At 42.3% G+C, this 11,572-nt stretch carries 11 protein-coding genes and 4 pseudogenes; 13 read left to right on the plus strand and 2 right to left on the minus strand.

Annotated features, from left to right (window positions below; translation table 11 throughout):
• Positions 1-18 precede the first annotated feature (18 nt).
• The 7 genes and pseudogenes from AB6E51_RS23305 (at position 19) to AB6E51_RS23335 (ending at position 4,812) form a co-directional block, all read left to right on the plus strand.
• Positions 19-353, plus strand: a pseudogene (locus tag AB6E51_RS23305) (type I restriction endonuclease subunit M).
• A 54-nt stretch (positions 354-407) separates the two neighbouring features.
• A pseudogene (locus tag AB6E51_RS23310) lies at positions 408-728 on the plus strand (lytic transglycosylase domain-containing protein); the annotation flags it as partial.
• Positions 729-1,057: 329 nt separating this feature from the next.
• Positions 1,058-2,425, plus strand: a complete 1,368-nt coding sequence (locus AB6E51_RS23315; protein ID WP_102333035.1) for a PAS domain S-box protein — start codon at positions 1,058-1,060, stop codon at positions 2,423-2,425.
• A 21-nt stretch (positions 2,426-2,446) separates the two neighbouring features.
• Positions 2,447-3,217, plus strand: a pseudogene (locus tag AB6E51_RS23320) (EAL domain-containing protein); the annotation flags it as partial.
• Positions 3,212-3,487, plus strand: coding sequence for a hypothetical protein (locus AB6E51_RS23325; RefSeq protein WP_346763710.1), 276 nt, complete (start codon positions 3,212-3,214; stop codon positions 3,485-3,487). The pseudogene AB6E51_RS23320 and the gene AB6E51_RS23325, both read left to right, overlap by 6 nt.
• A gap of 489 nt (positions 3,488-3,976) precedes the next feature.
• Positions 3,977-4,486: a hypothetical protein gene (locus tag AB6E51_RS23330; RefSeq protein WP_102333038.1), complete on the plus strand. Its 510-nt coding sequence runs from the start codon at positions 3,977-3,979 to the stop codon at positions 4,484-4,486.
• A gap of 8 nt (positions 4,487-4,494) precedes the next feature.
• On the plus strand, positions 4,495-4,812 hold the full coding sequence (locus tag AB6E51_RS23335) for a hypothetical protein (RefSeq protein WP_102333039.1): 318 nt from the start codon (positions 4,495-4,497) through the stop codon (positions 4,810-4,812).
• 299 nt (positions 4,813-5,111) lie between these two features.
• Here AB6E51_RS23335 and AB6E51_RS23340 read toward each other — a convergent pair whose 3' ends face one another.
• Positions 5,112-5,261, minus strand: a complete 150-nt coding sequence (locus tag AB6E51_RS23340) for a hypothetical protein (protein WP_154724059.1) — start codon at positions 5,259-5,261, stop codon at positions 5,112-5,114.
• A gap of 108 nt (positions 5,262-5,369) precedes the next feature.
• Here AB6E51_RS23340 and radC point away from each other — a divergent pair, with 108 nt between their 5' ends.
• The 5 genes from radC to AB6E51_RS23365 all read left to right on the plus strand — a co-directional run bounded on the left by radC (position 5,370) and on the right by AB6E51_RS23365 (position 10,149).
• Entirely contained in the window at positions 5,370-5,855 is a 486-nt protein-coding gene (gene radC, locus AB6E51_RS23345) for a DNA repair protein RadC (protein WP_102333040.1), read from the plus strand.
• A 381-nt stretch (positions 5,856-6,236) separates the two neighbouring features.
• Complete coding sequence (locus AB6E51_RS23350; RefSeq protein ID WP_102333041.1) at positions 6,237-7,409, plus strand: MerR family transcriptional regulator; 1,173 nt, start codon at positions 6,237-6,239, stop codon at positions 7,407-7,409.
• 3 nt (positions 7,410-7,412) lie between these two features.
• The gene (locus AB6E51_RS23355) at positions 7,413-7,922 is read left to right on the plus strand and encodes a GNAT family N-acetyltransferase (protein WP_102333042.1); all 510 of its coding nucleotides are present in this window, start codon (positions 7,413-7,415) and stop codon (positions 7,920-7,922) included.
• A gap of 16 nt (positions 7,923-7,938) precedes the next feature.
• Positions 7,939-8,811, plus strand: coding sequence for an alpha/beta fold hydrolase (locus tag AB6E51_RS23360; RefSeq protein ID WP_102333043.1), 873 nt, complete (start codon positions 7,939-7,941; stop codon positions 8,809-8,811).
• 390 nt (positions 8,812-9,201) lie between these two features.
• A complete protein-coding gene (locus AB6E51_RS23365; protein WP_102333044.1) occupies positions 9,202-10,149 on the plus strand; it encodes an Rpn family recombination-promoting nuclease/putative transposase in 948 nt (315 codons plus the stop codon).
• A gap of 77 nt (positions 10,150-10,226) precedes the next feature.
• Here AB6E51_RS23365 and AB6E51_RS23370 read toward each other — a convergent pair.
• A pseudogene (locus AB6E51_RS23370) lies at positions 10,227-10,328 on the minus strand (IS5 family transposase); the annotation flags it as partial.
• A 795-nt stretch (positions 10,329-11,123) separates the two neighbouring features.
• Here AB6E51_RS23370 and AB6E51_RS23375 point away from each other — a divergent pair.
• Positions 11,124-11,480, plus strand: coding sequence for a hypothetical protein (locus AB6E51_RS23375; protein WP_102333047.1), 357 nt, complete (start codon positions 11,124-11,126; stop codon positions 11,478-11,480).
• Positions 11,481-11,572: the final 92 nt, after the last annotated feature.

Here is an 11,572-nt window from a genome sequence, read left to right on the forward strand (position 1 = left end):
AATACAGGGGTAAATAAAATGAACATTAAAAATGTTACATCAGGTAACGAAGAAAAAAAAGGAAAAAATTATGTTTGTACGGCTGTGCCGTTTGATCTTGGCAAAGTTGTTTGTACACAAGGCATTGCTGAACTGCTAAACAACAATATTGGTGTGAATTTATCGATTTACTTACATCGTCACCAAAATGGTGATTGGGGAAATGTCTGTGTTGAAGATAAACTTACCAATGACGAAGCCACCAAGACAGGCGAGCGGGTTTTATCCAGTTACACCATTTGTAATGAACAAGTCTGGATAATTACCGAGCGTGATCGTAGTTGCACTACGATTTACTCCCTAATGAATATTGATGACGTCAATTCACGCGATATAATGGAGTTCCTTTGGACTCCATTTTTTAGCTTATGAAAAAACTAATCTTATTATTGTCGGTATTTCCAAGTGTCGGGTATTCGTTTTGTTTTGATGAAGCAGGACAACATTATAATGTTGATCCAGATTTGCTGCGATCGATAGCACAAGTTGAAAGTAGTCTTGATCCTAATGCTTATAACGAAAACCAAAATAAAAAAGGTCAAGTAACCAGTCGTGATTTTGAACTCATGCAAATTAACTCTAGTTGGTTTCCTCGACTGGCTGAATTTAATGTCAATGAAACCAATGTCTACGAACCTTGTTTTAATGTTTCATTAGGAGCGTGGGTATTAAGCTCTAACTTTGCTAGCCCAAATGTATTGAGATGCACACAAACAACTGTTTTCGCCTAGCTTTAATGAATATGAAGTTACGTCAGTGGACAGCAATAGGAGAGAAAACGTCAAGCTTATTTAACTATTTCGTGACTAATAATCGCTCATGAAAATTTGTGATAAGTATCATATTTATTTCCGTTGTTCGCTAAGATGTTTAACGCTCTATGACTGCCTTGTTTGTACTCTTCAATAATCAACCTGCCACGTTCATGAATAACACCATATCCTTAAATTAAAAGGAAAATAGTTAAAAATCTTCTATAGTTTTAAGTAGTAAACCGTTAACCACATGGGCCTCAACTATGCAGTTAGTTAAAAATGAATTTGTCCAATTTCATCAAAAAAGGGAGATTTCTTTTACGTGGCAAGTGAATACCAATAATTTAACTATCGATGCATGTGATCTACAAGAAGTCTTGGGGGTCACATGCACCGTGACTGCTATCGAACATTTTCTAGATCTGTTTTCACCTTCTAATAAAGCCCGAGTCTCTGAGATGCTCTTACAAGTAAAAAGAGGGGAGGAGCCAGATCCCATTAAAGCATTCATAGTCACGCGAGGCTCTAACGTTAACCTGAGTTTAGTATCCGTAAAAAAAATCACTGAAAATCTGATCGCAGGTATGATAATGCCTATGCTCTTGTCTCCAACTCAACAAGACTTATCGTCCTTTTTTTATCAAATATTTGAAAATCACCATCACGTTATTGTGGTGACGGACAAACACACCCGTATTGTTGCCTACAATAGTTACTTTGAGAAATCAACCGGTTATAAAGTAGAGGAGCTTCTTGGTAAAAAGACGTCTATTTTCAATGCTGGCAAGCACGGAGCACCGTTCTTTAGCAACATGTGGAAGGAAATTATCCAACACGATTATTGGAGCGGTCTCATTTTAAGTAAAGCCAAATCCGGGAACGTCAAGCCTCAAGAGCTACTCATCCAGAAGTTAGAGTCTCTAAAAGGCAACACCTATTACTTGGGGGTTACCTTAGATTTATCGAGTAAACTCTACCGCGTTGCTGGTATTGAACATGGCGGTATTGAGTTATTGACTCAACTGCCCGGTGAAGAAGAATTTTTGGCTAAGGTACAAAATGGACAGGCTGAACTAAAAGATAGCGAAGGGATGTTACTACTGTCCTTTGTACCAAAGTTTGATGAAACATTGGAGTTTGATGAAAAAAAACAACTTGCAAGCGCGCTCGCGTACCATGAAAGTGACTGTACGGCAGGCTTTATTAAAAAGACTGTGTTTACAATTGCCATCATTTATAAGCATGACAAAGCTAAACCTCACTCGCTTTCTATCTTCGAAGCGATTCGAGAACGCTTTAAGAAAATCAAAACAAGAATGGACAAAGAAGTATATCAACGAAGTATGGGAGGCACTATTGGTGTATCAGTACTTGGATTGGATGCGAATAATGCACACAAGATGATATCTCACTCTTTACAAGCGATGTATGAAAGGCATACTTCTAATAATAACATATGCTTTTATAACCGAAACCTTCATGAGAAAGTCAAACGACGCGAGGTGTTAGAAGAAATAGTGAGGTATTCGGTTAAGGCAAAGGCTATGCAGGTTTTCTTTCAACCTATTATTTCAACCAAAAGTTTTAAAGTCTGTAAACTCGAAGCATTGTGTCGATTTACAGACAGCTAAGGCGAGCACCTAGAGACTCAGGAAATGATACAGATTGCAGAAGATATGGGTCTCGTTTCTGAGTTAGATTTGGCCGTAGCAGATAAAGCCATGGAGCAACGAAATCAACTGGTTAAACTATATGGCAATGAAGTCGAGATCACCATTAATGTGTCTTTGAACTCAGATAAACCAGTGAAGTCCCTCTTCAAAGACTTGATGTCGCTTTTCAGAAAACATCGTAAGCATCTCCCTTATGTTACCGTAGAGCTCACAGAGTCAGCCTACTTTAGCAATGAAAACAAGAACAGTGATCTGCTGTTTGAGCTACGTAAAAAAGGGGTAAAGATAGCTATTGATGACTTTGGTACTGGATATTCTTCTTTCTCCTACTTGAAAGATGGTAACTTCGATGTACTTAAAATCGACCGGGATTTTATTATTAATCTCGTTTTCGGCTCTCATAATTACTACATCGTTAAAATGATTACGCAACTTGCTCATACTTTAGGAGTAGAAGTGGTGGCTGAAGGTGTTGAAAGTATTAAAGAAGTTAATATATTAAAAGACCTTAAAGTGGACTATTTACAAGGGTTTTATTTCGCAAAACCCCTACCAGTTAAACTCCTCTCAGCTGAAATCAACGATAGAGAGGAGCTCCGTGACTTGGTCGAGCCAGAAATTCAAGACGTGGTGTTATTTACTACTCCTCCTTTGTTATCTCCCACTCACACCTTAAGAGAGGTCAAAGCCTTATTTGACCGTAATTCGGTTCATGTTTTACCCGTAATCATTGATAAGCAGTGTGTGGGCGTCCTAACCAAGGAAAAATACAATCTCCATGCTACGCCCACACTCGGCACTGACCGAGAAACGATGCAAGAGTATCGTTCTTTGGATAAAGTGGTGAGTGCGATGATGGAACCATTGATTACCTGTGTTCACGAAACAATAAACGCGAGCGAAATCCATGAGAAAATTCGGAACCATATTCCTTTGCCTTGGGTTGTCATCAACGATTCTGGAGACTATGTGGGTATGATTGACACTGTTAATATGATCCATTATTTGAATGCACAATAAGTACGTTTTCGCTTTTTTATTACGCCCATTAGCTTTGATTTGATGAGTAGCCATTTTAAAGAACCTTGGCGCGGACTTAACTTCCAATATTGGTCTACATGAAACGCGAGAGTTTTGTTCACACATCTGAGCCTGTTCTCATTTTAAAGACAAACACTTTAAACGTGTCTTTATCACGATTCTTATGTTGCCTTTAGGGGCACCCTGCGGGCTAGGCCCTGACTGTCCTAAGAGCCTTAGCGCCTTGTCGTTCCCTCCTCGTTGATCTCTCTGTCTTTGAATAAGTTCGAATAAGGGCTTGTTTTCTTTTGCGCTGATTTCTTTCACTCGCCTCACTTTCGGGCTCGCGGGCTGTTAACCGTCTCTCCCCACAACCTGTTTTTCAAGGGAGGCTTCGCCGCTGCGCGCCCTTGCAAAGCAGAACGATATTGAGAGAGCGGACAGCCAAGCGGCTCCGAAAAGTGATACTCAAACAGAAAGGAAACTCTCATGGCGCAACAAAACTCAACCCCAACTCTCCCTAATTCAAATTCATCGACCAGCGTTTCGCCGCTGGGGCACGAAAGCTCACCAAAAAATGATATCTCTAGTCCTTTGGCGGTATTGAAGTTGCGCTATCAAATCAAAAAGTGTCGTGATGAGACGAAAAGAAAGTCTGATTTTCTTTCCAAAATCCAGCGTTTGAAAATGTTCAGTCGTCGTCAGTCGCCAGAGCAACTGGCTGATATCGCCGCGTTAAAAGACCAAGGGTTCGTTGACGCTATCAAGCAGCAGTTTCCGCAATTGGTGTCACGTCGTTTTGCTTTCCATGAAATCCGTGACTTTTTCATCGAATTAAATGGCGCTGGCTTTGGGGAATGGTTTCTTCATGAGCGAGCGGATCACATCATTCTGTACACCACTTACGGGTCTGTGTTTCCAGCGTTGCGCTTTGTGACCACTGGGGAGGGTACGTTTAAGTGCTCAGGGTTTTGTTTTGATGTGCGTTTTGGGGCTTAGGGGGTCATATGGTTGTTCGTTCTACAGTATCCGCTGACATTTCCATGCACGTGATTTGGGTGAATTCAACTGACTTTGAATCCACGGTTAAGGCTGTCAAAATTCATGAGATTTTGGTGAATGAGTTTGGGTATACCGACTCGTTAATACTAGAGGAAGGCAACCGAGGGAAGGGGGTGAGTATCAGTGTGTGTGATAACACTACCACCATTAAGCAGATGCGAGAAGACTACGCCTACGCAAAAAAAGCAGAAAGGACGATAGAAACCACCTCCGAGCATCGCGAGTCGGCAAAGGCTTTACTCTCTTCTCTGTATGACGACTGAAGTCTGCTTATTGTGTAACGTCACAAACACTCATAAGAGAAGGTCATTAGTGTGTCTGGATTTTGTTTCGATATTCTAGCCGTTAGCGGCATTCAAACGGGTTATGTTTTTCGACGAGCAACGCCTTGTTCGGTCTTGCCTTAAGTGACAAAGGTTATCGAGTGTGCGTGTTGAGGCCCTTTTGTGACAAATATGAGCGCGGCGTCGGAGGGGGAGTCCTTGGTTGAGGGGGATGCGAACATTCGGTGTGTTATTACCCAGTTAAGTAAACCGGGAAAAACGCTTGTCACGAGCCGGCATTAATATCGAGTGGCGTAAGTCGAGTAACCAGCAGGGCGCCCTCTTGGTGGGGAAGGGGCCTTTCTAACTGGGCGACGTGCTTTGGGCTGAGGTACTGGCTTAGGCTGTCCTTTTGGCTTGTTGTCGCGACTTCCTTTAAACCGTCCCATTTGAGAACCCTCGCGCCAGGGAGGCTTCGCCGCTGCGCGCCCTTGCGCTACAGAACCTGCAACTGGGTACGGACAGTCAGACGCTCACCAAGACCGAAAGGAAATATCATGTCAGCACGTGTTCAATACTCAAATGTTTCGTTATTCACATCAGAAGAAAAGGGCATCCTTGACCAGGCCGCAAGCATTCTCAAATCCAAACTGTTTATTTCAGAACAAACGCCATTAACCTCGCCTGAATTGGTGAAATCGTTCTGCCAAACGTCCTTGGCCGCTTGTGAGTCTGAAGTGTTTGGGATTATCTTCCTCGATAATCAACATCGAGTGTTGCGCACCAAAGAGATGTTCTACGGTACCGTTAATGCCGCTTCGGTCTATCCGCGTGAAGTCGTGAAAGCGTCGCTGGCCACGAACGCGAGTGCGGTTATTCTCTATCATAACCACCCAAGTGGCGACGCCACCCCAAGTCAAGCTGACCGACGCATTACCCGTCAACTGACGGATGCGTTGGCATTGGTTGATATCCGAGTACTGGACCACTTTGTGGTTTCATTTGAGTGTGTGGTGTCTTTTTCTGAGCGAGGCTGGATTTAAAAAAGCGGCTTATGGCCGCTGATTGAAATAGGGTAGGAGACTACCCTTCAACACATTTTTGGATAAAGATGTTTTACGATCTTCGGGCAGAATCTACCCTTCAGATAACTTTTCATGTCCCAAAACGTCAACGACCACCGTATATAGCGGTGATTTATTTGCAAGGAAATGGACAGTTCCTTCCGTTGCGCAACAAGAATTCCAAGTGAGTGTGTGCGTATAAATGCCGATTTCATGCAAAATTAAGCTGGTATGGTGATTCTGACCGCTATTCGAAACCATTCTGAATACCAAGATTATTTTCAAGTTTCTGCCAAAATAAATGTTGACCTGTCTAAAGCTTCATAGTTTATAGTTCGCTCATAGATGAGAGGAAACCCCATGTACCGTATTTCTGAATTGGCACAAAAAGTTGGATTGAGCCGCTCCACTTTGCTCTACTACGAGAAGCTTGGTTTGATTTCAGCCAAACGACAAAGCAATGGGTATCGCTGCTATACAGACAAAGATGTTCAACGTGTAAAACTATTACAGCAACTACAAGCTGGCGGACTAACCCTAAAAGAGTGCCAAGCATGCTTAAAGGCTCAAATCGACAGAGAGCTGCTACTCCATAGGCTTAATGTATTGGATGAAGAAATCGCCCAAAAACAAAAAGCAAGAGAGCTTCTTTCCTCAATGCTTGGCATGAACTCTATGAAGGAGTGGCACCAGTCAATGGAAAAAGAAGCTCCGTCAGCACATCTAGAATGGTTAATGAAACAAGGCTTCAGTGAAAAGAATGCCTTGAGGCTAAAGTGGATTTCGAAAGATATGAATGAACATGAACAATACATGGCTGATTTTGAAGCTATTTTTCAAGGGTTAGATCGGCTGGGGCCTGGTGATGAAGGTGACTCTCTCAAAGCATTACGCTCTTTACCTATTAGGTCGGGCGATGCGCTAGAAATTGGCTGTGGAAAAGGAGTCACAACCACTTTGCTGGCAAAAAATTCAGCCTTCAATTTAACGGCACTCGATAACGATGAGTACTGCCTAAGCTGCCTTAAAGAGAAGGTTAAAGACCATTCTCTTGAACATCGAGTAACAACGATTTGTGACAGCATGACAGCGATGCCATTTGATCGGGGGCAATTTGATGTGCTCTGGTCAGAAGGCAGTGCTTATATCATGGGAGTCAAGCAGGCACTCAAAGGTTGGAAACCATTTCTTAAGAGTAATGGCTACTTAGTTATTAGTGACTTGGTTTGGCTGACCGATAACCCAGATGCCGAAGCCATAGAGTTTTGGCAACAAAACTATCCAGACATGGCGACGAGCGAGCAACGAATCAAAGAGATGATGAAAGCAGGCTATGAGGTTATAGAGAGCTTTACACAGAGTGAACAGTCGTGGCGCAACTATCTGGATCCATTGAGTCAAAAGATCACTCAGGTCGAAGATGAAGATTTTTCTTCTAATACACTCAATGATTTACGCAAAGAACTACAGATACACGAGCAATACTCAGGTCAATATGGTTACCAAGTATTTGTACTAAAAAACAAAGGTTAAAACATGAAAATTAGAGCTGAAAATCACTCAGACATTACAGAAATTGAAACACTTATTTATCGAGCGTTTGAGAACCATCCACACCATGAACCAGGTGCTAAACCAACAGAACACTTGATCGTCAATAAACTACGTGATGCAAAAGTATTATCACTATCTCTAGTTTGTGAAGATCAAACTGGCATCATTGGTCATATTGCCTTTTCACCGATTCTTATTAATGGCGAGGAGTCTGTTTGGTATGGCTTAGGCCCAGTATCAGTGATGCCAGAGCGTCAAGGTGAAGGTATCGGTGGTGCACTTATTCGTGAAGGGTTATCACAACTTAAAACACAAGGTATTGAGGGTGTAGTGTTACTCGGCGAACCAAAATATTATGGCCGATTTGGCTTTGAGTCACAGCCAAACCTTACATTTCCAGGTGTCCCATCAGAGTATTTCCTAGCTATATCGCTAGCCAACAATATTCCGACTGGCGAAGTTGCTTATCACTCTGCTTTCTTTAACAACTAAGAAGTAAAGAGAAATTATGAAACGTTTTATTCTGACCGTTACATTTCTGCTATGCATGTCATTAAATGGCGCGAATGCTTTAGAGAATAACCCAGCATCTAAATTTGGTATTGCTATATCAAATGACGCTGAAAAAATTGCATATAGCGTTAACGGGAGTGGCAAAACATCACTAATATTTATTCACGGTTGGAGTCTGGATAGCAGGCTCTGGCAAAATCAAATCGGTTATTTTTCAGAAGAATACCAAGTTATTACTATTGATTTAGCTGGTCATGGAAATTCGTCATTCAATCGTGAAGAGTACACCATGGTCTCTTTCGCAAATGATATTAAAGCAGTCATTGAGAAAGAAGGTATAGATTCTGCCATCTTGGTTGGACACTCTATGGGTGGTGGAGTCATCGCAGAAGCTGCGAAGTTAATGCCGAACAAAGTTATTGGCGTTATTGGTGTTGATACCTCACAAAATGTGGCATTAAAGTTCTCACAAGATGATCTTGACCTGATGACGAAGCCTTTTGAAGACGATTTTCAAAGCGGAATTGCGGCATTTGTAAAAGACTCATTACCGAAGAGCGTAGAACCAGAGTTACTCTATTGGGTTAAAGAAGATATGGCGTCAGCCCCTAAAGATATCGCGATTAATCAGTTTCGTAATTATTTAGGCCAATATGTAAGTGGTGAGTCATATCGCGTCTATGAGAGTATCAACGTGCCAGTTGTGCTAGTGAACGCTCGATTATGGCCAACTAACTCAGCAGAAAACAAGAAACATATCAAAGATTACAGCATTTATTACATTGAGGAATCTGGACATTTTCCGATGCTAGAAAAACCTCATGAGTTCAACAAGATCCTTTTTGAAGCTGTTAAGTCTGTTAAGTAGTTTGATCAATTAGGTTAGTTCCTACCGACTTCAAGTTACTTTTCTTTACCTGAACTGCATGAGTTAGAGTGAATTCTCTAACTCATTTTTCTATTTCTGGCATATGACTTCAAGCAGTTTTGCATAACTATGCACTCTAAACATTTGGATACGAAGATACCCTTTCTGCACAGTTCTGGGAGTTTTCGTGCATCGCTCGTTTACTCTCTGCCACGCGGGGGAACCTGTAAGTTTAGGGTTAAAATGTATCGGCTGAAAATCTCATCAACTCATAAAGGGGCAAAGATCACTTAGAGTAAATGAACTAAATTGATGTGTAGAAAGAAACCAACGTGGTGCAGAATTTTTATCCTAGTACTGATTTGACTTATTTAGTGTTAAGGTAACGGTATGAAAAAGACCACGCCAACGCCACATGATGCGCTCTTTAAGCAGTTTCTCACTCATCCTGAAACCGCTAAGGACTTATTGGATATTCACCTACCTGCTGAGCTGCGTGAAATCTGTGATTTGACGACCTTAAAGCTCGAATCAGGCAGCTTTATTGAAGAAAGTTTACGGCCTTATTATTCGGATGTTCTTTATTCTCTCACAACGTCTCAGGGGGAAGGGTACGTCTACGCGTTAATCGAGCACCAGAGTCGACCAGATAAACACATGGCGTTCAGACTGATGCGTTACGCTATCGCTGCCATGCAACAGCATATTGAAGCGGGTCATGAGCACTTACCCTTGGTGATACCTTTGCAGTTTTACCATGGCCAAGTCTCGCCCTACCCATATGAAATGAATTGGTTAAAAGGGTTTGCTAACCCTAAGATGGCTAAGGCTCTCTATACTCAAGATTTTCCATTGGTCGATGTTACGGTCATCTCCGATGATGAGATAATGCAGCATCGCCGCATCGCGTTACTTGAGCTTGTACAAAAGCACGCAAGGCATCGTGATATCATGGATTTCTTTGAGCCTCTGGTCACATTGCTCTTAACCGATTACACTACAGATAAGCAAGTACAGTCATTGATGAGCTACCTACTCCAAGTGGGTGAAACGAATAACCTAGAAGCGTTAATTACGTCACTGGTCTCATCAGTACCGAAACACGAGGAAACACTTATGACTATTGCAGAACAATTGCGCCAACAAGGCGAGCAACGTGGCCGCCAAGAAGGGCGCCAAGAAGGGCGCCAAGAAGGTATACAATTAGGTGAGGAAAAAGGTCGCCAAGAAGCACTCAAGGAGATGGCGCGTAAGATGCTGCTTAATGGTCTAGATCAACAAACCATTATGGATGTCACGGGATTGAATACAGACGAACTAGCACAACTTTCTCATTAGCCGCTCAAGCATAAAGGGTTGTGTTGATAAAATCTGCCTGGAGACAAAGCTACATCGTTTATGGCTAACCGTGGGCTTCTAACTGGCATACCTAGAGCTATAATTTTGTTCATAGTTTTGACATTTACTATCATTTCACCTATTTGAGCGTTGTAATATATCAAACTCGCTTTAGCGCTTTTCCGCTTCATTTATTGAGTAACTCTCTTCCCAACGCCTTGCATTCTTTCGAGGTGCTCTCAATGAGGTAAACCTTTCTTTTTCAGAACCTCATGGCGCAACAAAACTGACTTCCACACTCATGGTTTCGAGTATATCGACATGAACAGCTAAGTGTCGCTTTTGCTATGTTCTGCGTTTCTTTGCATCAATCTTTTTCACTTTCCACTTTCCACTTTTCACTCTCCCTGACCAAAAAGGTGGGGGCTAATTGAGTTAATGGCTAGACGGCGAACAGCCCTTTAGATTTATTGCTATATTTGACTTGAACCGCCTTCGAACGCTTACCTTTGAAGATTGAGTACGGACGGTTCTTTTTCTAACGCCAATCAACCTATAAAGTACGTATTAAACTTAAATATTGGGCGTTCTCCCTTCGGTTGGCTCATTCCGTCGCTTCACCCCTCTCGCGATAACTTATGCCACTGATATCGATTAAGCTCGATGTGACATCAAGTGCCTGCGAACAATCATCCAACGCCTCCGCTACTGCGTAGCTGCGCTTCGTCGTGCCTCCTTATTGCCTTTCACTGGCTTCAATTAAGGTCGAGTAAGGGCTTGTTTTCTTATGTGCCGATTTTCCTTTCGACTCGCATCTCTTGATGGTGCTCGCAGGCTGTTCACCATCCTCAATCAGAACCTTCTCTACAAGGGTAAATAAACGCTGCGCGCCCCTGCAGAGAAGAACCCTGTTTGAGGTCTGGTCAGCCAAGCGGCTCCATAAAAGTGATACTCAAACAGAAAGGAAACTCCTCATGGCACAACAAAACTCAACCCCAACTCTCTCTACATTGATGCTCAGCGACCAGCATTTCGCCGCTGGGCACGAAAGCTCACCAAAAAATGATATCTCTTTACTGCGTATTCCTCAGCGTACAGAGGAATACGCGCCCGGCTTTTTTCTTACGCCGTGTAGCGACATTACCTTAGCTGAACTCAAAATCGCGGGATTTACTCCGCGTGATTCTAAGTTCTACTCATCCACTCTGGCTGAGGTTGAGAAGAGTATCTTACACCACTTTAAAATAGGGGACTTAATTGACAATTTTATTGTGAAGGATGTATCAACCCCTTCGAGATCCCTCTTTTCGTTTCACCCTTGCCAGTTTTAATTACTGGGATATTTTTGTATTAACGTAAGGAGTAAGTCATGAAATATCTCTCTCACTATATTCAAGCCAAACAAACGCAAGCATTTAATGAG

The organism is Vibrio sp. 10N.247.311.47 (assembly GCF_041467535.1).
In the GTDB taxonomy this organism is placed as follows: domain Bacteria; phylum Pseudomonadota; class Gammaproteobacteria; order Enterobacterales; family Vibrionaceae; genus Vibrio; species Vibrio crassostreae_C.